Raw genomic sequence first — 21,362 nt, 5'->3', positions numbered from 1 at the left:
TTAGGGGAGTGGTTCCGGGGAGCGTACCTGCCACACTGCTGCGCTGGATCCCGCTGTTAATGCCAGCACTTCGGCGTTTACATTAGAATTTAGCCAAGGTATTGTACCCGGCATTGGGGTTTGTGCAACCTGCCCCCTTAAACCGAAAACTGCTCGAGGAGACCCCTGCGTTGTCTTTTATTTTCCGTTTCCTCTGGTAGGATTTTGCGTGTTCCACCCGGGGGGACTCTAATTGGGATGAAGAAAAGGAGGTCTACATGAAGAGGAAGATTTTATGGCTGGTGCTGGCGGCGGTGCTTTTCGCACTGGCGGGATGCGGCGGCGGAAGCGACAGGCCGGTATTGGAAACGACCATCGAGAGCGATTTGAACGTCGACGGGGATATTTTCGAGCCGTTAAACGGCGACCCTCGCACGGTTACGCAGGGGGCAACCGTCCTGGTAGGGGTGACCGGCACCGGAGAGTACCGGGGATTCCTGAGCTTTCCGCTGAATGCCATTCCCTTGGATGCCTTCATACATTCGGCGACGTTGACCTTTACGCTCGTTCCGCCCACCGACGACATCCCGCTGGAAATGGAGTTGGTTTCCTTCCAACCGACAGGACTCCTCCCGTCTTTCTACCAGGAAGGGCTCACCGTCTACGCCTCGTCCCTGTACACCCTGCCGGCCCCGAACGCTTTCAACCAGGTATCCTTCAACGTCACGTCCCTGATGCGCGAGGCCCAGAGGCGAGGTTTTAACGACTTACAGCTCCGCATCCTGGAGAACCGCGACTTCACCGTCCAGGGGCTGGTGGAGTTCAGCGAATCCAACGCAACGCCTCCGAAGCTGGTCGTGGTCTACGACTAGCTAGAAAAACCTGCTCACGTCGAGGTCGTAATGGTAGGCGTCGAGCGTGGCGGTAACGGCCTGGGGGGAGCCGGGGGAGCCGAGAGCGACCACCTCTCCCCCCTCCACCCACTCACCGCCGCGGTCGGCGATGATGCGCACGAGCGGGTTGTCCCACTGCGCGGGGTCCTCGCTGTTGCCGACCACGACGGCCAGTTCCCCGCCGTCGAGAAGTAGGAGCGAGCCGACCGGGTGGATGCCGACGCAGCCGACGAAGAGTTTCAAGAGCGCCTGATCGTAGGATCTCCCGCTTTGGGAAAGCATCACCCTGAGCGCCTTGTGGGGTGGATAGGCGCTTCTGCCGCTCACGCGTGACGAGGTGAGGCCGTCGTAGCTGTCCGCGATGCTGATGATGCGCCCCAAAAGCCCCAGCTTCCGGTACCCGATCCGCGGGTAGCCCGAGAAATCCGCCATCAGGTGGTGCTCGAAGATCCCCGTGATGATGCGGGCGGAAAGATCGTCGAGCCCCTTCAGGTTCATCACCTTCCTCACCCCGTACAGGGGATGCCTCTCCATCACCTCCCGCTCCTCGGCGGTAAGCTCCCCCGGCTTGTCCAGCAACTCCGGCGGCAGATCGCAGTACCCTATGTCGTGGAAGAGCGCGGCAAGCCCCAGCTCGCAGAGATGGAACTTGTTCATCCCGAGGCGCTTGCCCATGACGAGCGAGAGGATGCAGACGTTGGCGGCGTGGTGCTGGGTGGAGCGGTCGTGGGAACGCATCGTGCTGAGCCCCAAAAGGTCGGCCTCGTGGGTGTAGAGGAGGTCGATCACCTGCTGCACCACGCGCTTCGACTCCCTAAGGCGCAGGCGGCGCCCGGAGGCCACCTCCGCCGCGACCTCGTCCATCGTCGCCAGCAGCTTTCGGTACAGCGGGCGGGCGGTGTGCCCCCCTCCCCTCACCCGACGCTGCCGCGTCGAAATGGTCAGCACCTCTTCCGCACGCAGGATATCGAACTCAAGCCCCGTGATCCCCCGCTCCTTGGCTGCATCGATAAACCCCTGGTACGGGGCGTCGCCGGGTTCCGGCTCGCGCAACAGGTACGCGAGACGCTGCACGTCCTCCGCGCTCACGTCGGGAGCGAAGGTGATTCTCCCGAGTTGGTGACGCTGCATGAGCTCGATGATGTAGCGGGGCCCCTCGAAACTGGCGATGTCAGGCTTGAGCCGCAGTTCGCCAAGGTACAGATGCGCTCCGGTCAGCTGGAGAGAGGCGTCCTCGCTTCTCGCAGCGATCTCCCGCACCACGGCAAGCAGGTTCGTCACCCGCTGCAGGACGGCCGCATGACCGGGGCTGTAGTTGGCGCAATTCTTCAAAAGGACGAAGAGGTGCGAGACCAGGGTTTTTCCCAGCCGCGCCATTTCGGTTCCCAGACGTTCCCGGTCTGTCTCGACGCTCACGACCACGCGCTCCCCCTCATCTCTTTCTACCGTCCTTGGCCGCCCTCGCTTCGCTCACCGCCTGGTCGAGAAGCTCGCGCAACTCGCCCCCCCTTTTTTGACTGCGCGCCTCCTCCAGAATGGGAAGGACGGCGGAGCCCCTGATGCGCGCAAGCCCCGCCAGGGCGAGCTGCAACGCCTCCTTTTCAGTTCCCTTGTTGAACCAATAGCGCTTCATGAGCAGCTCGCGCAGCATCGGGATGGCACGCTCCTGCCCCAGCTCCCCGAGGGCCTGGCAGATCGCCGTCCGCTCCGGGAAGGGACGCTCCTGGAAATCGTCGGCCGCGGCCAGGGCGAAGATCGGTTTAAAGGCAAAAGGGAGCCGCTCACGCGCCAATACCTGGAGCGCCTTGATGCGCAGCGCGCTCGACTCGTCGCGCAGGTACTTGAGGATGTACGGCTTGGATTTTTCGTCGTCGGTACGTTCGAGAAACCCGAGCACCTCGCGCCGTATGCGCGCCTCCCGGTGCGAGGTCAGCCCGAGGATCATCCTGAGCGCCTCGGGTGTGCCGATCAGGGTGAGGATCAGCACGAGGTTCCGTACCAGGTACCAGCGCGGGTCGTTCAGGAAGGGGCGGAAAACGGCGGGATCGTCGCGACCTAGTTCGACCAGGACCTCGACCAGGAGCTTGCGCACCTTGAGCTTTTCCACCCTTCCGAGCAGTTCGCAGATCGGCTGGAGAGCGGGGAGCCCGAGGATCAGGAGCAGCTCCTTCAGCTCGCCGTACCCGGTCGGGGCGTCGGCGGTGTCCAGGGAGACCTGCAGCGTCCGGACCGTCGCATCGGAGAGGACCGCGGCGAGCGCCGCTTCGAGCGGGGCCCGCTGTTCTTGCGCGATACCGCTGCGCTGCCTCATCCGGTCGAGGAATCGGACCAGCTTCAGGGCGTGCCCCATGTCGCCGGCCAGGAGCAAGGTGACGGCGAGGGTCTCCATCATCGCGATGAAGTCACGGTAGAGTTCGGGGTCCCGGGTCCCCGCCACCGTAGCGGCCAGGACGCCGATGACGTCTTCCAGCCCGCTGCAGCGCCCCTCGGCTTCCAGCGCGCCCTGCAGCCACTTCTCCTCGTCGACGTTCAGCATGAGGAGATGCTTCGGTATCATCCTCGGCGCGGGCGGGGGCTGCTCCGCGAGCGCCTGGCGGATACGCCCCAGGGCCTCGCGCTGGTCCCCGGAGGTGCCGGCCTCCTCGCTCGGAGCACCATCCCGGAAATCCTCCTCGGTCAGGTAGCCTATGTGCTGGAGGTTCCGCTCCCAGAGCTGGGTGACGATGTCGTCGTCGTTGCTTGTGCGGTCGAAACCGGCGATGCCGAGGAAGGCGGTGAGCTCCGCGCTCTGCACCCCCTGGTCGAAGAACAGGGCCCTGATGCCGTCGGCGTAAAGACGACTCGCGATGCTCTCCTTGGGATCGGTGTTCTCGTACACCTTGGCGCCCTGGCAGTGAAGGGCGAAGGGGTCGACCTCCAGGCTCAGCTCGCCGTAACGCGCCAAGTGCACCGTCATCCTGGTGCCGAGTTCGGAGATGAAACCGATGAGGACCGGGTTGTTCGGCAGATAGATCCTGAGCGCCTTGGAGGTCTTCACCATGGTCTGGATGATCTGCACCACCGAGGCGTGTTCCTCTTTGCCTATGGTGTCTTCTTGTTGCAGCGTCTCTTGCGTCATGCCCTTCCCTGGCGGCGGCCATGCCTCATGTGTTCCCGGCCCGAGTCGTTCTCATCTTTGCCCCGGGTAGTATACGCGGCGGGAGGGGGGCATGTAAAGACGACGTTCTCATGAAAAATGCGGGAAAGCTGCAAAGGGGATAGAAACCGTCCAAAGGGCGTCCTTGCCGGGTAAAAAAAAGGGGGGGGGACGACCTTGCGGTCATCCCCCCCCTTTACTGCCAAGTTACGGCTTTGGTTACATCATGCCGCCCATGCCTCCCATACCGCCCATGCCGCCCGGCATCGCCGGCATTGCCGGCTCTTCCCTCGGCTTGTCGGCGATCATGGCCTCGGTGGTCATCATGAGACCGGCCACGGAAGCGGCGTTTTGCAGCGCGCTCCTGGAGACCTTGGTCGGGTCGATGATGCCGGCCTGGATCATGTCGACGTAGACGTCTTCGGCCGCGTTGTAGCCGAAGGCCTCCTGGCCGTTTTTCACCTTGTCGACCACGATGGAGCCGTCGACGCCCGCGTTCTGGGCGATCTGACGGATCGGCTCCTCGAGGGCGCGCTTGATCACGTTCACGCCGAACTGCTGCTCGGGGGCAAGCTGGAGGTTGTCCAGCACCTTGAGGGCGCGCAGGTAAGCCACGCCGCCGCCAGGGACGATACCCTCGTCGACCGCCGCGCGGGTCGCGTGCAGCGCGTCCTCGACGCGTGCCTTCTTCTCCTTCATCTCGATCTCGGTAGCCGCACCGACCTTGATCACGGCGACGCCGCCGACCAGTTTCGCCAGACGCTCCTGGAGCTTCTCGCGGTCGTAGTCGGAGGAGGTCTCCTCGATCTGGGCACGGATCATCTTGACGCGACCCTGGATGTCCGCCTCGGCACCGTAGCCGTCGATGATGGTGGTGTTGTCCTTGTCGACGGTGATCTTCTTAGCCTGGCCGAGCATGTCGAGGGTGGTGTTCTCGAGCCTGAAGCCGACTTCCTCGGAGATGACCTTGCCGCCGGTGAGGATGGCGATGTCTTCGAGCATCGCTTTCCTGCGATCGCCGAAGCCCGGGGCCTTCACGGCGCAGACGTTCAGCACGCCGCGCAGCTTGTTGACCACCAGGGTGGCCAGCGCCTCGCCCTCGATGTCCTCGGCGATGATCAGGAGCGGACGGCCGGACTTGGCGGTCTGCTCGAGAACCGGGAGGAGGTCCTTCATGTTGGAGATCTTCTTGTCGTGGATCAGGATGGCGACGTTGTCCATGGCCGCTTCCATGCGCTCCGGATCGGTCACGAAGTACGGGGAGAGGTAGCCGCGGTCGAACTGCATACCCTCGACGGTCTCAAGGGTGGTCTCCATCGCTTTGGCTTCCTCGACGGTGATGACCCCTTCCTTGCCGACCTTCTCCATGGCCTCGGCGATGATGTCGCCGATGGTCTTGTCGTTGTTGGCGGAGATGGTGCCGACCTGCGCGATTTCCTTGTGGTCCTTGATCGGCTTGGAGATGCTCTTCAGCTCGGCGACCAGCGCCTCTACGGCCTGGTCGAGACCGCGCTTGATCTCCATCGGGTTGTGGCCGGCAGCGACCAGCTTGGCGCCCTGGCGGTAGATGGCCTGGGCGAGAACGGTTGCGGTGGTGGTGCCGTCACCGGCTACGTCGGAGGTCTTGGAGGCGACTTCCTTCACCAGCTGCGCGCCCATGTTCTCGAACTTGTCGTCCAGCTCGATTTCCTTGGCGACGGTAACGCCGTCCTTGGTGATGAGCGGTGCACCGTAGGACTTCTCGATGACGACGTTGCGCCCTTTGGGGCCCAGGGTCACCTTAACGGCATCTGCCAGGGTGTTGACGCCTTTGAGGATGCAGTTGCGTGCTTCCTGGTCGAACTTGATGATCTTTGCTGCCATTGTATATATCCTCCTTGGAAATTTTATGAATCACGATGCGCGTGATGGCGCGGGCTTGAAGGAATTACTTCTCGATAACGCCGAGGATGTCGTCCTCGCGCATGATGAGGTAATCCTCCCCCTCGAGCTTCACTTCGCTCCCAGCGTACTTGCCGAACAGCACCTTGTCGCCCACCTTGAGATCGATCGGGTACACCTTGCCGTCCTCGCCCCTCTTCCCGTTGCCGACTGCCACGACTTCGCCCTGCTGCGGCTTTTCCTTGGCGGTCTCCGGGATGTAAAGCCCACCGGCGGTCATGGTAGCTTCCTCAACCCTCTTCACGATGATGCGGTCCTGCAGCGGTCTAAGATTCATGCTTTTCCTCTCCTTTCCTTGAGATGCATACGATCTCTTGATATTGAAAAAATATTAGCACTCAAAACTACTGAGTGCTAAAGACCCGCTAAATATAAACAGCATGCCCCCAAAAATCAAGGGCGCTCTCCAAATTATTTTTCCGCGTGTTATACCCGCGTCACCACTTCCTTTTCGCCAGTTCCTCCGCATAAAACTTCTGGTACAGGATCTCCCATTCCCGGCTCCCGGGAACCTTGGCCTGGCTGTAGGAGGAGAGCTTCGCGCGCACCGCCTGGTCCACCTGCTCCATGATGGAGAAGAACCCCTCGATGGACCCCTTGATCGATTCCAGGGCGCGCCGCTCGTCCGGGAAGTCGGCCAGGTCGTCGTTGTAGAGCTTGTCGTATATCTTGTGGGCTATGTGCGAGATGCGGTCTTCAGAGATGTGCATGGTGGGCTCCTTGGTTGGCTTTACCGGCGAGGCCGGTCCTCACAGGACGATCTTCCTCTCCTTGGCCAGTTTGTCCTTGATCATCTTCAGCATCTTGTGCCGGTCGATCCCCGCCCCTCCCGTCGCCTTCAGGGTCTGTTCGAGAAGCGCCTCGGCATCGCGCTCCAGGTCCTCTTCACGCTTCAGATCCTGCGCGATGGCCGCCTTGATCGCGGTAAGGACGGCGCCGCGCCCCTGCTTCTGCTCCACGAGTTGGGCCCGTTCCAGGTCGCCCAGAACCTTCTCAGCCAGACGTGCGATCTGCTCCTCTTTAAGACGCATCTTCCCTCCCGTTTATGAGGATTTTTGGTTCGGCGCATTCTACGTCAACCGGGCAAAATTGCAACAGTTTTAGGGACAGGGCCGCAACGTTTCACATTAAAGAAAACAATGTTGCTTTCACATTTGGGCAACGCTACAATACAGCCACTTACTCGCTCTCTCTGCGTTGTCCGTGAGGTTATTAACGCCCCTGCGGAATAATTTATTGTACGGGAGCCTGTTTCGGTCGTGGTGAGCTGCCCCATTGCGCGGGAATTGCCTAAAGCGACCTACAGGAGCCCACCTGAATGGGAACTCGCTGTGAGGCCCCCCAACCAAACGACAAGGCGGAGAGAGCTGTAGCACTGAGGGGATCCGGAAACGGATCCCCTTTTTTCGTCTTGCGCTAAGCCCCATATGGATATATAGCAGGAGTTGCCCCGCCTCCCGGTCGCCCACGCAACGTAGAACGTAGAACATAGAACGTAGAACGGCTCCAAAGGAGGCCGCATGACTCCCCACTTCCTCCCCAGGCTCGTCAACCCACCCTTTGGCGACCCCGGCGTCTACGTCGACTTCCAGTTCGCCCGCCGTGCGCTCCTCTTCGACCTGGGCGAGATCGCCTCCCTCGGCGCACGGAAGATCCTAAGGCTTACCGACGTCTGCATCTCCCACACCCACATCGATCACTTCATCGGCTTCGATCTCATGCTGCGCATCATGCTCGGGCGGGATATGACGCTGCGCCTCTTCGGGCCGCCCGGCATCCTGAGCCAGGTCGAGCACCGGCTCGCCTCCTACAGCTGGAACCTGATCCAGAGCTATCCGACCGAGTTCGTCATCACCGTCACCGAACTGCATCCCGAAGGGCGGGCGCGACGCGCCCGCTTCAACTCCCGGCGCGTCTTCACGCGGGAAGATGAGGAAGAGTTCCCGTTCCGGGACGGCGTGGTCCACGAGGAGGAGAACCTGAGGCTCACCGTCACCTTCCTTGAGCACAGCATCCCCTGCCTCGGCTACGCCTTCGAGGAGAAGCTGCACGTGAACTTCATGAAGAACAGGCTCGCAGCCCTCGGCCTGCCGGTTGGGGCGTGGCTCTCCGAGGTGAAGCGCGCCGTGTTGCGCGGCGCGCCGGACGATACCGCCTTCACGATTGCGGCAGCCGAAGGCGGGATGCGCGAGTTCTCCCTCGGCGAGTTGAAGGAGCAGGTGCTGCAGGTCGTCCCGGGAGAGAAGATCGCCTACGTGACCGACACCGCGTACACGCCGGAAAACCGCCGCCGCATCGCGGAACTGGCCCGTGGGGCGGACTACCTCTTCATCGAGGCGGTCTTTCTCGATATCGACCGGGAAAGGGCACGCGAGCGCGCGCACCTGACCGCCAGGCAGGCCGGGACGCTCGCGCGCGAGGCGGGTGCGGCGCGCGTGATCCCCTTCCACTTCTCCCCGCGGCACCTGGGCGCCGAGGAGGAGCTGCGCCGGGAAGTGGCGGAAGCCTTCGGAGGCGGGGCCCAGCAAGCCCCCCTCTCCTCCCGGGAGAGGGGCCGGGGGTGAGGGCGCCGCATGTTCCGCAGGACAAAAAAGGGGACCCGGCACACCGGATCCCCTTTTCCTTTTGTCTCCTGACTTTATTGCGCGGCGCCTAGTCGATCCTGAGGGCCACGAACAGCGAGGCGTCGCCCCTTTTGAGCAGCATCTTCAGGTAACCGCCCTTCTTCACGGCCGCAATCGCCTTGCTGTAATCCTTCACGCTGGTGACCTTGACGCCGTTGATCTCCCGGATCACGTCCCCCTCGACGATGCCGGCACGCTCGGCCAGGCTATCCGCATCGACGTCGGTGACAAGCACCCCCTTCTCGCCCTGGAGCTTCATCTGCTGTGCGCGCTCCGCCGAAAGATCGGCCACCTTGAGGCCCAGACGGTCGCCGCTCACCGCTGCGTCTTCCTCCTCGCCGTCTTTCAGCTTCTCGATGGTGACCTGCAGCGGCACCTGTTTCCCGTCACGCAGCACCACGAGTTTCACCGTTCTTCCGACCGCAGTGGCGGCAACGCGGCGCGGCAGCTCGCTCATCTCCTTGATGTGGTGGCCGTCGTACTCGAGGATGATGTCCCCACCCTTGACGCCGGCCTTCTCGGCGGGGCTGTCCTTGATCACCTCGGCGACGAGCGCCCCCGCCTCCCCTTCCATGCCGAAGGACTGGGCGAGATCCTGGGTCACCTGCTGCACCGATACGCCGAGCCAGCCGCGGGTCACCTTGCCGCTCTCCTTCAACTGCGGAAGGATGTCCTTGGCCATGTTGATCGGGATGGCGAAACCGATCCCCTGGCCGCCCGAGACGATGGCAGTGTTGATCCCGATGACCTCGCCGTCGGTGTTGAAGAGCGGACCGCCGGAGTTGCCGGGGTTGATCGAGGCGTCGGTCTGGATGAAGTCGTCATAGGGCCCGCTGCCGATGACACGCCCCTGGGCGCTGATGATACCCGCGGTCACCGTCTGCGCAAGGCCGAAGGGGTTGCCGATCGCCATGACCCAGTCGCCCACTTCGCTCTTGTCGCTGTCCCCGAGAGGTGCCACCGGCAGATGCCCCTTGGCGGCGATCTTTATCAGCGCGAGGTCGAGCTTGTCGTCGCGCCCTTTGACCTCGCCCTTGAATTCGCGGCCATCGGAAAGCTTCACCTTGATCTCGTCGGCGTCCTTCACCACGTGGTTGTTGGTGATCAGGTAACCGTCATCGCTGATGATGAAGCCGGAGCCCATGCTCCTTTGCTTGTAGGGGTGCTGCCTGGGCGTTTCGAAGAACTTTTCGAAGTAATCCTGGAAGGGGTCGCCGCCGGGACCTACGTTCGGGTGCTTCTTCATGCCTACCGTTTTCGAAGTGCTGATGTTGACTACCGCCGGCTTTAGTTTCTTGGCCAGCTTGGCAAAGTCGGGGGTGAGGGTTGAGGCTCCCGCCACTGCTGAGAAAAGGGAAGAGAGGAATAAGCTTAACACCAGGAATCTTGCTACGATTGCTGCCTGCATGGCTACCTCCTGAGGGTTTGAGTAGGGTAAAGCTAATACCGCTCCCGGACTTTGTCAAGACTCCCGACACTTCCCCGCTTACAAAGAAAAAACGGACCCCTCCCGGTCGTGTTTCGACTGGAAAAGGTCCGTTTCATTCAGCAGGACAGGTGCCTTCGGCCTCTGTCTATTCTTCTTCTTTGAGGATGTAGCCTACGCCCCTCACGGTGTGGATGAGCTTCTTGTCGGCGTCGCGGTCGATCTTCTTACGCAGGTAGTTCACGTAGACGTCGATGATGTTCGTGAAGCTGTCGAAGGTGTAGTCCCAGACGTGCTCGGCGATCATGGTCCTGGTGAGCACCTGGTGCGGGTTGCGCATGAAGTACTCGAGCAGGCCGTACTCCTTCGCGGTAAGGTCGATCTCCTTGTCCTTGCGCCACACCTTGTGGGTGACCGGGTCGAGACGCAGGTCGGCGAAACGGATCTCGGCGCCGCGGTCGAGCTCGCTCCTCCTCATCAGTGCACGGACGCGGGCGAGCAGCTCGGCGAACGCGAACGGCTTGGTCAGGTAGTCGTCGGAACCGGAATCAAGACCAGCCACGATATCTTCTACGGAGTCCTTTGCAGTCAGCATCAGGATCGGGGTGACGTTCTTGCGCTCCCTGAGCTCCTTCAGAACGGACAGGCCGTCCTTTTTCGGGAGCATCCAGTCGAGCACGATCAGGTCGAACGGCTTCTCGAGCGCAAGCTTCAGCCCCTCTTCACCGTCTGCCGCGGTGGTGACTTCGTACTGCTCTTCTTCGAGCCCGCGCTTTATGAAGCTGGCAACCTTCTTCTCGTCTTCAACCACCAGAATTTTCATGTTGTTTTCCCTCTCTTTGTTAATTATGTCGACCTCTAATCGTGCCTGATATCACCATGGAGCCGGCTCAAGATCTCTGCCGCGGACTCCTCAACGGATTTGTTGGTTACATCGATGACCAGCCATGCGGGGTGGGCCCGGTAGAAGCGCCGGCAATACGCCAGCTCCTCCTCGACCAGCCTGAAATCCGCGTAACTGCCGCGCGGGCTCTGCCTGAGGTTTCTCAGGCGCGCCGAACGGATGTCTACCAGCCGCTGGGTGCTGATGATAAGGCCAACCACCCGCTCCGGCTCAACTTCTTCCAACTCCGGCGGCGGGTCGATCCCCTGGATGATCGGGACGTTCGCCACCTTGTACCCCTTGTGTGCCAGGTACATGGAAAGCGGCGTCTTGGAGGAGCGGGATACCCCGACCAGAACGATGTCGGCCTTGTGCAGGTTGCGCGGCTCCTGGCCGTCGTCCTGCTTTACCGTGAAATCCACCGCCTCCATGCGGCGGTAGTACTCCGAGTTCATCTCGTACTGCAGGCCGGGAAGCTTCTGCGGCCTCATTTCCAGGAACTCGGCCAGCTTGAAGAGAAGCGGCGTGATGAGATCCACCGCATCGAGCTGCCTTGCCTCGCATTCGTTTCTTACGAACTGCGCCAGTTCCGTGTTGACCAGCGTGTAAAAGATGATGCCGGGGGTCTTGGCGACCTCGTCCAGGGCTTTCAGGATGTCATCCTGGTTCCTGATCTGCCCGACCCGGCGCAGCCGGACGTCCACGTCCTTGAATTGGGTCAGCGCGGCCCGCGCCACCCGCTCGACCGTCTCACCCGTTGCATCCGAAAGTAAATAGACGTGATACATCTTTAATCACCCAAAATCCGCGGCCTTACTCGGTTCTTTACGCCCGCCCGGCCAAATTCATTAGATATATACCATGTTTTTTCATTTTAGGCAAAACTAAAATTTAATGGGAAAAGCTTCTCGATTTTTCTTATCGGCACATGCCCGAAAAATTTTAATTATAATTACGCCCGACTTTTTTTGGATGTCAAGGTTTTCATTGCCATTTCCTTTATTTCTCTGCTAGTTTAATCCGGCATTCGCAAACCCCAAAGGAGAAGAAAACTCATTATGATCACGGACTGGGCCGAAATCGCCTGCGACGTCCCCGCCGAAATGGTGGACACATTAGCGGACTTTCTCGTCGAACTGACCGGCAACGGCGTCGGCATCGACAACATGCACCTCGACACATTTTCCCTCGATTCCCTCGAGGATAGCAGCGTGAAGACCGTGAAAGGGTACCTCCCTCTCGACGACTCCCTCGAGGACATGCGCATCAAGGTTGAGCAGTTCCTCGCCACCCGCGGCCCCGAATTCGAGGGGTACGTCTACAAGCCTCCCGTCGTCACCGTCATCAAGAACGAGGACTGGGCCAACAACTGGAAGGTACATTTCAAGCCGGTCCGCATCGGCAGGCGCCTGGTCATCAAACCGACCTGGGAAGAGTACCAGGAAGTGGCAGGCGACCTGGTGATCCAGATCGACCCCGGCATGGCGTTCGGCACCGGCGCTCATCCCACCACTAAGATGTGCCTCGAATCGATGGAGCGGATCGCGCTCGACCATTGCGACGGCGTGCTCCCCTCTCCCGTTCTCGACGTCGGAACCGGCTCCGGCGTACTCAGCATAGCCGCCGCCCTTCTCGGCGCCGGCGCCATTACCGCCGTCGACATCGACCCCGAGGCGGTGCGCGTCACCCAGGAAAACCTCGAGCTGAACGGTGTCGCCGACCGGGTGGCCGCGTCCACCACGGACCTCGGCAAGCTGCCGGGGAGCTACCCCGTGGTCGTCGCCAACATCCTCGCCGAGGAACTGGTGCGCCTCTCCGATCAGCTCATCTCCCGCGTCGCCCCCGGCGGATGGCTCATCCTTTCCGGCATCCTGACCGAGAAGGAAGAGTTCGTCCTCGCAGGCTTCCCCTCGCTCTCCCTCGTGGAAAACCCCAGGGAGGCCGAGTGGTCATGCCTCACCCTGAGAAAGTCCCGGTAGCGAATGCGCAGCTTTTTCCTGGGCGACAACGCCATCAGTGACGGTGAAGCGGTCGTCACCGGTGAGCTCTACCGGCACATGGCTCGCGTGCTGCGGCTCAAAGAAGGGGCCGAGGTCGAGCTCATCGATGCCTGCGGGGTAAGGCATTGCGGTACCATCGCGGAGGTGGGGGCAAAAGCCCTCACCGTCCGCATCGCCGCGAACGCCGCACCTGCCGTAGAAGAACCCGCTCTCAGCATCACCCTCTACCAGGGACTCCCGAAGGGGGAGAAGCTGGACCTGATCCTGCAAAAGTGCACCGAACTCGGCATCTCCGAGGTGGTCACCTTCGACGGCGCGCGCTCCATCGTTAAATTCCGGGGTGAGAAGACGGCAGGAAAACTTGCGCGTTTCGAGAAGATCGTGCAGGAAGCGGCCCGACAGTCGGGGCGTGGCGGCGCGCCGAGGGTGGCGATAGGCGGGACTCTGAAGGAAGTGCTCAAGGAATCGCGGCAGGACGTGAAGCTATTGTTATGGGAGGGGGAGGACGAGAATACGCTGCGGGAAACGCTGGCCCGTCACACGGAGCCAAAGAGCGTGGCGATCGTCGTCGGCCCAGAGGGAGGGTTGAGTCCTGAGGAAGTAAAGGAAGCGCTCGCCTGCGGCTTCACCCCGGTCACCCTCGGCAAGCGGATCCTGCGCACGGAGACCGCCGGGCTCGCCATGGTTTCGATCCTGCAGTTCCACTGGGGCGACATCAGGTAGGAGAGAAATAATCGGTTGCGTCAAGGGAGTCCGCTCTGCACCTCCCTCCCCCGGAGGGGGAGGGCCGGGGAGGGGGAAAATCGCTGCGGCCGACGATACAGGCGCGGTGAGGAAGAGATCTATTTCCCCTTGCTCAGTTGAGCGCCACCACCAGCGCTGCAATGGCGACCAGCAACGAAACCGCCGTAGCCCCCATCAAAACCTTCTGACGGGCCATTACCACCTTCAGCGTCTTCACCGCAAGCTGCAAGTGCCCGGAGGTTTCAAGAAGCGCCTTCTCCAGCCTGCGGTTCTCCTCGTGGAGCTGCTGCAACCTCGCCTCCAGGTCGCTTGCAGCGCCTTCCCCCATGAACCGCCCCTTGGCCCGGTTCGCCATCTCCACCACCACCGGGAGGTTCTCGAACACCCTCCCCCACGGGATCTTCGTCGCCGCGATCTTCGCCACGCTCCAGATACTCATCCGTACCTCCCTTATTTGCCTTCCTCGAGCCGGCACCGGCCCTTGGTCTTGTATTGATCGGTCGTACTCCGGGGCACGCTCCTTGCCCCGGCCTCCTCATCCACCAGCAACGATATCGAGAAACTGCCGCGCGAACATCGGCCCCTTTGCGGCATCCTCATGCTTGAAGAAGACAAAAGCGTCATGCCACCCCTGCCTGTTGACCAGGTCCACCCACTTCCCCAATTCCGCAGCCCCGTACTCCTGGCGCCTGAGTCTCAGGTACCCCCACCCGGCGGTCGCCACCGCAGGCATGGCTTCGTCATCGTCGCTGTCCACCAGGCAGAGCGCCGCGTCGTTTCGCTGCAGGAGGGAGAAGACCTCGTCGTCAAGCCAGGAGCGGTTGCGAAACTGCAGGGCGACCCGGCGCCCGGGAGGAACGAGGGACAGAAAGTCGTGCAGCAGGGGGACATCCTTCTTCAGGCTCGGCGGTATCTGGAACAGCACCGCCCCCAGCCGCTCTCCCAGCGCCCCGGCCACGTCGAAGAAGTAAGAGACCGCGTCGTCGACCTCGCGCAGGCGCCGAACGTGGGTGATGCTCTGCGGCGCCTTGAGCGCGAAACGGAAAGTTTCCGGGACCTCACCGCGCCACCCTTCCAGCAACGAGAGCTTCGGCATCCGGTGGAAAGTGTTGTTGATCTCAACACCGTTGAAACGCGTGCCGTAAAAAGCGAGCATGTTTTGCCCCGCAAGGTGCTCGGGGTAGAAGTTCCCCTTCCATGCCGCGTACGAGAATCCGCTGGTCCCTACGTAAAGAGCCATCTGCTCCTCCGCCGATCGTTTCCCGCTCCAGCTTCATATTTATACAGCACCCCTTGCCCCGCACAAGGAGTTCTCATGGAAAACAGCAGGCGGCGAGACTCATTTACGAAAAAAGGCGGGTTCACAGGAACCCGCCTTTTCGGCACATCGATAGGTACGGTCTTTTAGGAAATGAGCGACGCGAGCTCATCACCGAACGCCTCGCGCTGCCAGCGCTTCAAAAGCGCGTTCTGAGAGGAGCCGGGCTCGGCCAGGGCCTCCAGAAGCGTGTTGTTGGCGACGAGGCCTACGCCGAGTCCGAGCTGGGCCGACTTCGCCTCGCGCCAGACCTTGAGCCGCTTCACTTTTTCGTCCTGGATCCGGTCCAGCACCGGACGACGCGACTGCTGGACCTGGGGGAGCTTGTCCTGCGGTACCGCGAGGCCGGCGGCGACCGCCTGCAGCAGGCCGCGACCCAGCCGCTCGATCAGCTTCGAGGACATGCTGTGGATGCCGACCAGCTCGAAGTTGTTCCTCGGCTGCTTCTCCGCCAGCTCGCGCAGCAGGTCGTTGCTCAGGATACGGAAGGGGGGGACGTCGGCGGTGCGCGCCTTCTCGTCCCGAAACTTAAGGAGTTCCTCGAGAACGGCAAGCTCGCGCGGCTTCATCTTGTTGGCGCCCTTGAAGCGCAGACACATGAGCTCCCCCTCGCGGGAAGGAGAACGCACCCCGGCCACCAGCTCCGATTCCTCCTCCACCCAGGTGAGGCGCCCCTTGCCGACCAGTTCCTTTTCGAGCTGACGGTAAAGCGGGATCAGGAGGGAGGTGTCCTTCATGGCGTATTCCAGCATCTCCGGCGAGAAGGGGCGCTTGCTCCAGTCCGCCTTCTGGTAACGCTTGTCCAACTCCACCCCGAAACGCTTCTTCAAGAGAGCCGCCAAGCCGAACTCGCTTTCGCCGAGGAACTGGCTGGCAATCATGGTGTCGAACAGGTTCACGACCTCGATGCCGAAGTCGCGGTACAGCGAGCGCATGTCGTAGTCTGCGCCGTGGAAGATCTTCTTGATGGCGGGGTTGGCGAAGATCGGAGCAAGCACCCTCACGTCGAGGTCGGCCAGCGGATCGATCAGGCGGTTTTCCTGTTCGGAGGAGACCTGGATCAGGCAGACCTTCTCGGTGTAGTGGTGCAGCGAGTCGGCCTCGAGATCGAAAGCCAGAACCGTCTCTTTCGCGAGCCGCTCAACGAGTTCATCCAGGGTCTTTTGGTCGGTGATGAGGTATGCCGCTGCGGGATTTGTAGCATTATGTCTGTTCTGCAAAAGTCTCCGTCCGTTTCTGCATCTCTGTATGCGGTCAAGATAGTTAGCTGGCAAGATGCCGATCGGCTGAGCCGGTCGACGCGCCAGCCGCAAAGATTACAACTTTTTCACCTTCTGCACAAGTGCCTGAATTTCTTTTTGCTAAAAAATTTCTGGTTTCCGGAAGCGGTTACCGCCCCGGGCCGATCTCGACCAGGGCCTGCACGGTGCGCTCCATCTCCTCTTTCGTTCCGATGCTGATACGCAGGCCGTGGCTGAGCTTCGGGTCGGTGAAGTGCCGCACGAGGATCTTTCTGTCGTAGAGCCCCTGGTAGACACGGGTGCCGTCACGGTCGGGGGGAGAAGCGAAGACGTAGTTCCCGCTGGATGGAATAACGTGGTAGCCGATCTTTTCAAGCTCGGCGGTGAACCAGGCGCGCGTCTCCTTGATCTTCGCGACGCAGCCGCGGAAGTACTCCTGGTCGCTCAGTGCGGCAGCCGCGGCGGTCTGGGCCAGGCGGTCCAGGTTGTAGTGGTCGCGGATCTTGTTGAGCGCAGCGATCACCTCGGGGCGTGCGATGGCAAGACCAAGCCTCATCCCGGCGAGCGAATAGCTCTTGGAGAAGGTCCGGGTGACCACGACGTTGTCAAGGGAGCGCACGAGCTCGAGCGAGTTCTCCTCGGCGAAATCGGCGTACGCCTCGTCCACGACGAGCACGCCGGAGAGCCGGCCGGCCAGATCCGCTATGTACTTTTGGCTGTAGGTGAAGCCAAGGGGCGCGTTCGGGTTGGTGAGGAAGAAGAGCTTCGCATCGTAGCGCTCCGGAATCCCCTGCGGCTCGAACGCCTCGGAGAGTCCGAAGGTACGTACCTTGGCGCCCTGGATCTCGGCAAGCGTCCCGTAATAAGAATAGGAGGGATGGATGTAGGCGACCTCCTCCCCCTCGCCGGCGAAGGCGCGGATCAGGTTGTTCAGCACCTCGTCCGAACCGTTGGCCATGATGATCCATGACGGATCGAAACCGTACAGCCTGCCGGCTTCCTCACGGGCCAGACGGCTCGCGGCGTCCGGGTAGCGGCGCAGCCCCTCGCCGACCTCGGCGTTTATCGCCTCGATCACCCGCGGTGACGGCGGATAGGGGTTCTCGTTCGTGTTCAGCTTGATGTAGGAGGCCGCATCTTCGGGCTGGAAGCCGGGGACATAGCCTGCCATATCTGCGATGTTTTTTCGCAGGGCACTCATGGCAACTCCTTTGCTGGCAGATTCAGGGTGTGAATATAACCAAATTGAACGTCAATTGACAATGGACGATTGAACAATTGGCGATGAAACAACAAGTTTTTCGGCTTGGTGGCCGGACCGGGCCGGGGGCAAGCGCCAGCCCCAACGCCAACGACATTGTAAATTGTCAATTTTCCATTGCCCCATCAGTAGCGCTCGAGCTCCCGGTAGAGGGTGGTGCGTCGGACCGGCGTGAAGCCGGCACCCTTGATCAGTTCGATCATCTGCTGCTGCGACATGCGGAAACGGCATCCCGCCGCGGCGACCACGTTCTCCTCGAGCATGGTCCCCCCGACGTCGTTCGCGCCGAAGAAGAGGGCGACCTGGGCCATCTTGGCCCCCTGGGTCACCCAGCTCGCCTGGATGTTCCGGATATTGCGCAGCACGATGCGTGAGAGCGCCAGCACCTTCAGGTATTCGACGCCGCTCGCCGTCTCGCCGCCGAGCTCGGTGTTCCCCGGCTGGTAGGTCCAGGGGATGAAGGCGGTGAAACTGCCACCCTCGGCCTGCAGGTCACGCACCCGGAACAGGTGCTCGACGATGTCCTCGACGCGCTCCTTGCTGCCGAACATCATGGTCGCCGTGGTGGACATGCCGAGTTTCGCCGCCTCGCGCATCACGGTCGCCCACCCCTGCCAGCCGATCTTCTTAGGTGAGATCTCGGCGCGCACGCTGTCCACGAGGATCTCGGCGCCGCCCCCCGGAACGGAATCGAGCCCCGCCTCCTTGAGGCGCGCGAGCGTCTCGGGGATGGAGAGCCCGGATAGCCTCGCGGTGTGGGTGATCTCCGCGGGAGAAAGCGAGTGGTTCTGCACGCCGGGGAAGCGGCGCTTGATCTCGCGGAAGAGCTTCTCGAAGTAGGTGACGTCGAGGGAAGGGTGCAGCCCCCCCTGCATCAGGAGCTGGGTACCCCCCTGGTCCACGAGTTCCTGGATCTTCGCCATGATCTCGCCGTTCTCCAGCAGGTAGGCGTCGGGGGCCTCGGCGTTTCTGTAGAACGCGCAGAACTTGCACTGCGACTCGCAGACGTTGGTGTAGTTCACGTTGCGGTCGACCACGAAGCTCACGCACCCATCCGGGTGCATGGTGCGGCGTATAGTGTCGGCGATGCGGCCGACGGCGACGAGGTCACCCTCGGTGAGGCACCAGAGGGCTTCTTCGCGGGTGAGTTCGGCGCCGGAGGCTACTTTTTCATTTATGGTGTTGAGCATGGTGAACCTGCCATTTTCTTTCGGCTCGCGGGCAACCGGGGTGTGGACCCGGTGGACCTGGTGGACGCGGTCAACTAATAAGCGCGCAGTTCGCGGTAAAGCGTGTCGCGCTCGACCGGGATACGCCCCGCTTTGCGGATCATGGCGACGATGGCGTCGCGGCTCATCGCCTGCGGCGTCTCGGCACCGGCATCGTGACCGATGCGCTCCTCTACCACGGTCCCGTCGAGATCGTTGACGCCGAAGCAGAGCGCGACCTGCGCGATCTTCTCCCCGAGCATGACCCAGTAGGCTTTCACGTTGGCGAAATTGTCGAGATAGATCCGCCCGACCGCCAGGGTCCGCAGGTCGTCGACGCCGCTTGTGCCGCTGCCGCCGATCTTAAGCTCCGAGTGCTCGGGCTGGAAGGCAAGCGGGATGAAAACCTGGAAGCCGCCGGTCAGGTCCTGCAGCTCCCTCAACTGACGCATGTGGTCGACGCGGTCGGCAACGCTCTCCAGGTGCCCGTAGAGCATGGTGGCGTTCGACTTAAGCCCTGCCTCGTGCACCTGTTTCATGATCGAGAGCCACTCTGCGCCGGTTATCTTCTCGGGGCAGAGCTGCTTGCGGATTTCCGGGGCGAAGATCTCGGCGCCGCCGCCGGGAAGCGAACCGAGCCCCGCCTCTTTAAGCTTCTCGAGGGTCTGCGGGATGGTGAGCTTGGCGAGGTCGGCCAGGTAAGCGATTTCGACCGCGGTGAAGGCCTTCACGTGCAGATCGGGGGAGACCGCCTTGATGGTAGCGAGCAGTTCCAGGTAGAACTCGAAGGGGAGATCGGGGTGCAGCCCGCCCACTACATGGATCTCGGTAGCCCCCTGCTGCAGCGCCTCCTCGGCCCGGGTGCGCACCTCGTCCAGTGACATCAGGTAAGCGCCCTTCTCGCCCGGCCTCCTGAAGAAGGCGCAGAAGCGGCAGCGGTTCACGCATATGTTGGTGTGGTTGATGTGGCGATTGACGTTGAAGAAGACCTTGCGGCCGTTACGCCGCTCGTTCACGGTCTGGGCCAGTTCACCAAGCGCCAGGAGGTCGGGGTACTCAAAGAGAAAGAGCGCCTCGGCTTCGTCGATGCGCACTCCGGAATGCACTTTTTCTGCTATTTCTGCAAAAGTCATTGCTGCTTTTTCCTTTCTTGTCGGACGTCTGACTGGTCTGACTGGTCTGACTGGTCTGACTGGCCAAGCTGGCCAAGCTGCAAGGCCCAGTTATCCTTCGGAGCCCCAGCGTTTGAAGAGATTGTGCTCGACCTGCACGCTGTCCAGCACCTTCCCCACCACGAAGTCCACCAGATCCTCAAGGCTTTGCGGCTTGTGATAGAAGCCGGGCATCGCGGGGACGATGCGCACACCCAACCGGGAGAGCTTCAGCATGTGCTCCAGGTGTATCGCATTGAAGGGGGTCTCCCGAGGCACCAGCACGAGCGGGCGCCCTTCTTTGAGCATCACGTCGGCGGCGCGCTCGAGCAGGTTCCCGGCGTTGCCGCAGCTGACTCGCGAGAGCGTCCCCATCGAGCAGGGAACCACCAGCATGGCATCCGGCGCGGAAGAACCGCTGGCGATGGGGGCGAAAAGGTCGTCGCAGGCGTAGTAACGCAGCCCGTCACCCTCGTACCCCAGCCGGCCGCGCAACTGCTCCTGCACCTCTGCCGCCGTCCCCCCCCAGCAAAGCCCGCACTCCTCGCGCAGGACGGCGAACCCCGCCGCGGTGATCAGGACGCTGACCCGGGCACCCCCCTTGAGCAGTTCCTCGACAACCCTAAGGCCGTACACGCTGCCTGAGGCACCGGTTATGGCGACGACGAAGTGCCGCTTGCTCACAGCGCACCTGCGGTCATCGTGTCCAGCAGAGTGGCGAAAAAGAGGGTTACGCTGATGTAGCCGTTCATGTTGAAGAAGGCGGCGTCGAGACAGGCGAGGTCTCCGCCCCGCAGCAGGTAATGCTCATACAACAGCATCCCGCAGGTGGCGACTACACCGGCCAGGAAGAAATGCCCGAGCCCGAGATGGAAATAAAGGCCGATCAGGAAGAGACAGGAAACGACATGGAAGATGCGCGAGGTCCAGAGCGACCCGTTGACGCCGAGTCTCGCGGGAATGGAGTGCAACCCGCTTTCGCGGTCGAAGTCCATGTCCTGCAGCGCGTAGAGGATGTCGAAACCGGCCACCCAGAACAGCACGGCGAAGGCGAGCAGGAAGGCGGGGAGATCGGCGCTGCCGCGAATGGCGATCCATGCGCCGAGCGGCGCGCCGGCAAGGCAGATGCCAAGCACCACGTGCGCCAGCGAGGTGAAACGCTTGCAGTACGAGTAGAGCAGGATGAAACCGAGCGCCACCGGTGAAAGGTAGAGGCAAAGCGGGTTCAGCATGCGCGCGGCGAAGAGCATGAGCAGCACGGAAATGACGATGAAGCAGAGCACGGCGCCGCGCCCCAGAAGGCCCGCCGGAATGGCGCGCCCGGCGGTGCGCGGATTTCTGCCGTCGATCTCGGCGTCGATCACCCGGTTGAGCCCCATTGCTGCGGTACGCGCACCGACCATGGCGAGGATGATCCACCCGGCCTGGGCCAGCGTCGGCACCCCGCGGGCGGCCAGCACGGCACCGGTAAAGGCGAAAGGAAGCGCGAAAATGGTGTGGCTGAACTTTATCATCTCCAGGAAAATTCTTACCCTGGCGTATATCGTCATCTCTACT

The 21,362-nt window shown here is 61.9% G+C and carries 19 protein-coding genes, 1 other RNA gene and 1 pseudogene; 5 read left to right on the top strand and 16 right to left on the bottom strand.

Features of this window, described 5'->3' with window-relative positions; genetic code table 11:
* Positions 1–257 precede the first annotated feature (257 nt).
* Entirely contained in the window at positions 258–851 is a 594-nt protein-coding gene (locus tag D6Z24_RS04545; protein WP_129125333.1) for a hypothetical protein, read from the top strand.
* Here the strand turns inward: D6Z24_RS04545 and D6Z24_RS04540 are convergent, their stop codons facing one another.
* From D6Z24_RS04540 to D6Z24_RS21775, 5 genes and pseudogenes are all read right to left on the bottom strand, one after another.
* A complete protein-coding gene (locus D6Z24_RS04540; protein ID WP_129125332.1) occupies positions 852–2,288 on the bottom strand; it encodes an HD-GYP domain-containing protein in 1,437 nt (478 codons plus the stop codon).
* Positions 2,289–2,304: 16 nt separating this feature from the next.
* Entirely contained in the window at positions 2,305–3,990 is a 1,686-nt protein-coding gene (locus tag D6Z24_RS04535) for a HEAT repeat domain-containing protein (protein ID WP_129125331.1), read from the bottom strand.
* Between the two features lie 237 nt (positions 3,991–4,227).
* Positions 4,228–5,871, bottom strand: coding sequence for a chaperonin GroEL (gene groL, locus D6Z24_RS04530; protein WP_129125330.1), 1,644 nt, complete (start codon positions 5,869–5,871; stop codon positions 4,228–4,230).
* A 64-nt stretch (positions 5,872–5,935) separates the two neighbouring features.
* Positions 5,936–6,226: a co-chaperone GroES gene (gene groES / locus D6Z24_RS04525; protein WP_129125329.1), complete on the bottom strand. Its 291-nt coding sequence runs from the start codon at positions 6,224–6,226 to the stop codon at positions 5,936–5,938.
* Positions 6,227–6,386: 160 nt separating this feature from the next.
* Positions 6,387–6,980: pseudogene (locus D6Z24_RS21775) on the bottom strand (DUF507 family protein).
* A gap of 155 nt (positions 6,981–7,135) precedes the next feature.
* On the opposite strand from D6Z24_RS21775, the gene ssrS reads away from it, so the two are divergent.
* Positions 7,136–7,317, top strand: a non-coding RNA gene (gene ssrS / locus D6Z24_RS04510) — 6S RNA.
* 152 nt (positions 7,318–7,469) lie between these two features.
* On the top strand, positions 7,470–8,513 hold the full coding sequence (locus D6Z24_RS04505) for a ribonuclease Z (RefSeq protein WP_129125326.1): 1,044 nt from the start codon (positions 7,470–7,472) through the stop codon (positions 8,511–8,513).
* Between the two features lie 88 nt (positions 8,514–8,601).
* Here D6Z24_RS04505 and D6Z24_RS04500 read toward each other — a convergent pair whose 3' ends face one another.
* From D6Z24_RS04500 to D6Z24_RS04490, 3 genes are all read right to left on the bottom strand, one after another.
* Positions 8,602–9,981 carry a DegQ family serine endoprotease gene (locus D6Z24_RS04500; RefSeq protein WP_129125325.1) on the bottom strand — a complete coding sequence of 460 codons (1,380 nt, stop codon included), beginning with the start codon at positions 9,979–9,981 and terminating at the stop codon, positions 8,602–8,604.
* 166 nt (positions 9,982–10,147) lie between these two features.
* Positions 10,148–10,822: a response regulator transcription factor gene (locus D6Z24_RS04495; protein ID WP_129125324.1), complete on the bottom strand. Its 675-nt coding sequence runs from the start codon at positions 10,820–10,822 to the stop codon at positions 10,148–10,150.
* Between the two features lie 35 nt (positions 10,823–10,857).
* Positions 10,858–11,670, bottom strand: coding sequence for a pyruvate, water dikinase regulatory protein (locus tag D6Z24_RS04490; protein WP_129125323.1), 813 nt, complete (start codon positions 11,668–11,670; stop codon positions 10,858–10,860).
* A gap of 270 nt (positions 11,671–11,940) precedes the next feature.
* Between D6Z24_RS04490 and prmA the strand changes: the two genes are divergently transcribed.
* Positions 11,941–12,861 carry a 50S ribosomal protein L11 methyltransferase gene (gene prmA / locus D6Z24_RS04485; protein ID WP_129125322.1) on the top strand — a complete coding sequence of 307 codons (921 nt, stop codon included), beginning with the start codon at positions 11,941–11,943 and terminating at the stop codon, positions 12,859–12,861.
* Positions 12,862–12,864: 3 nt separating this feature from the next.
* Entirely contained in the window at positions 12,865–13,605 is a 741-nt protein-coding gene (locus D6Z24_RS04480; protein WP_129125321.1) for a 16S rRNA (uracil(1498)-N(3))-methyltransferase, read from the top strand.
* Between the two features lie 133 nt (positions 13,606–13,738).
* On the opposite strand, the gene D6Z24_RS04475 is transcribed toward D6Z24_RS04480, so the two are convergent.
* The 8 genes from D6Z24_RS04475 to D6Z24_RS04440 form a co-directional block, all read right to left on the bottom strand.
* Complete coding sequence (locus D6Z24_RS04475) at positions 13,739–14,065, bottom strand: hypothetical protein (protein WP_129125320.1); 327 nt, start codon at positions 14,063–14,065, stop codon at positions 13,739–13,741.
* 96 nt (positions 14,066–14,161) lie between these two features.
* A complete protein-coding gene (locus tag D6Z24_RS04470) occupies positions 14,162–14,866 on the bottom strand; it encodes a DUF72 domain-containing protein (protein ID WP_129125319.1) in 705 nt (234 codons plus the stop codon).
* Between the two features lie 164 nt (positions 14,867–15,030).
* The gene (locus D6Z24_RS04465; RefSeq protein ID WP_129125318.1) at positions 15,031–16,164 is read right to left on the bottom strand and encodes a ribonuclease D; all 1,134 of its coding nucleotides are present in this window, start codon (positions 16,162–16,164) and stop codon (positions 15,031–15,033) included.
* Between the two features lie 169 nt (positions 16,165–16,333).
* Positions 16,334–17,386, bottom strand: a complete 1,053-nt coding sequence (gene hisC, locus D6Z24_RS04460; protein ID WP_129125317.1) for a histidinol-phosphate transaminase — start codon at positions 17,384–17,386, stop codon at positions 16,334–16,336.
* A gap of 185 nt (positions 17,387–17,571) precedes the next feature.
* Positions 17,572–18,636 (bottom strand): cyclic dehypoxanthinyl futalosine synthase, encoded by a 1,065-nt coding sequence (gene mqnC / locus D6Z24_RS04455; RefSeq protein WP_129125316.1) that lies wholly within the window; start codon positions 18,634–18,636, stop codon positions 17,572–17,574.
* Positions 18,637–18,710: 74 nt separating this feature from the next.
* Entirely contained in the window at positions 18,711–19,787 is a 1,077-nt protein-coding gene (mqnE, locus tag D6Z24_RS04450) for an aminofutalosine synthase MqnE (RefSeq protein ID WP_129125315.1), read from the bottom strand.
* Positions 19,788–19,877: 90 nt separating this feature from the next.
* Positions 19,878–20,489 carry a UbiX family flavin prenyltransferase gene (locus D6Z24_RS04445; RefSeq protein ID WP_129125314.1) on the bottom strand — a complete coding sequence of 204 codons (612 nt, stop codon included), beginning with the start codon at positions 20,487–20,489 and terminating at the stop codon, positions 19,878–19,880.
* A complete protein-coding gene (locus tag D6Z24_RS04440) occupies positions 20,486–21,355 on the bottom strand; it encodes a 4-hydroxybenzoate octaprenyltransferase (RefSeq protein WP_129125313.1) in 870 nt (289 codons plus the stop codon). The genes D6Z24_RS04445 and D6Z24_RS04440 overlap by 4 nt, the downstream gene beginning before the upstream one ends.
* Positions 21,356–21,362: the final 7 nt, after the last annotated feature.

It is taken from the genome of Geomonas oryzae (assembly GCF_004117875.1).
Taxonomy (GTDB): domain Bacteria; phylum Desulfobacterota; class Desulfuromonadia; order Geobacterales; family Geobacteraceae; genus Geomonas; species Geomonas oryzae.
The sequence above is the reverse complement of the archived record's forward strand: the minus strand, read 5'-3'. Positions and strand labels throughout refer to the sequence as shown.

Bases quoted from the DNA above. Each gene is read 5' to 3' on its own strand.
- D6Z24_RS04545 (WP_129125333.1), top strand. From the start codon at position 258: ATGAAGAGGAAGATTTTATGGCTGGTGCTGGCGGCGGTGCTTTTCGCA.
- D6Z24_RS04535 (WP_129125331.1), bottom strand. From the start codon at position 3,990: ATGACGCAAGAGACGCTGCAACAAGAAGACACCATAGGCAAAGAGGAA.
- groL (WP_129125330.1), bottom strand. From the start codon at position 5,871: ATGGCAGCAAAGATCATCAAGTTCGACCAGGAAGCACGCAACTGCATC.
- groES (WP_129125329.1), bottom strand. From the start codon at position 6,226: ATGAATCTTAGACCGCTGCAGGACCGCATCATCGTGAAGAGGGTTGAG.
- D6Z24_RS04505 (WP_129125326.1), top strand. From the start codon at position 7,470: ATGACTCCCCACTTCCTCCCCAGGCTCGTCAACCCACCCTTTGGCGAC.
- D6Z24_RS04500 (WP_129125325.1), bottom strand. From the start codon at position 9,981: ATGCAGGCAGCAATCGTAGCAAGATTCCTGGTGTTAAGCTTATTCCTC.
- D6Z24_RS04495 (WP_129125324.1), bottom strand. From the start codon at position 10,822: ATGAAAATTCTGGTGGTTGAAGACGAGAAGAAGGTTGCCAGCTTCATA.
- D6Z24_RS04490 (WP_129125323.1), bottom strand. From the start codon at position 11,670: ATGTATCACGTCTATTTACTTTCGGATGCAACGGGTGAGACGGTCGAG.
- prmA (WP_129125322.1), top strand. From the start codon at position 11,941: ATGATCACGGACTGGGCCGAAATCGCCTGCGACGTCCCCGCCGAAATG.
- D6Z24_RS04480 (WP_129125321.1), top strand. From the start codon at position 12,865: ATGCGCAGCTTTTTCCTGGGCGACAACGCCATCAGTGACGGTGAAGCG.
- D6Z24_RS04475 (WP_129125320.1), bottom strand. From the start codon at position 14,065: ATGAGTATCTGGAGCGTGGCGAAGATCGCGGCGACGAAGATCCCGTGG.
- D6Z24_RS04470 (WP_129125319.1), bottom strand. From the start codon at position 14,866: ATGGCTCTTTACGTAGGGACCAGCGGATTCTCGTACGCGGCATGGAAG.
- hisC (WP_129125317.1), bottom strand. From the start codon at position 17,386: ATGAGTGCCCTGCGAAAAAACATCGCAGATATGGCAGGCTATGTCCCC.
- mqnC (WP_129125316.1), bottom strand. From the start codon at position 18,636: ATGCTCAACACCATAAATGAAAAAGTAGCCTCCGGCGCCGAACTCACC.
- mqnE (WP_129125315.1), bottom strand. From the start codon at position 19,787: ATGACTTTTGCAGAAATAGCAGAAAAAGTGCATTCCGGAGTGCGCATC.
- D6Z24_RS04440 (WP_129125313.1), bottom strand. From the start codon at position 21,355: ATGACGATATACGCCAGGGTAAGAATTTTCCTGGAGATGATAAAGTTC.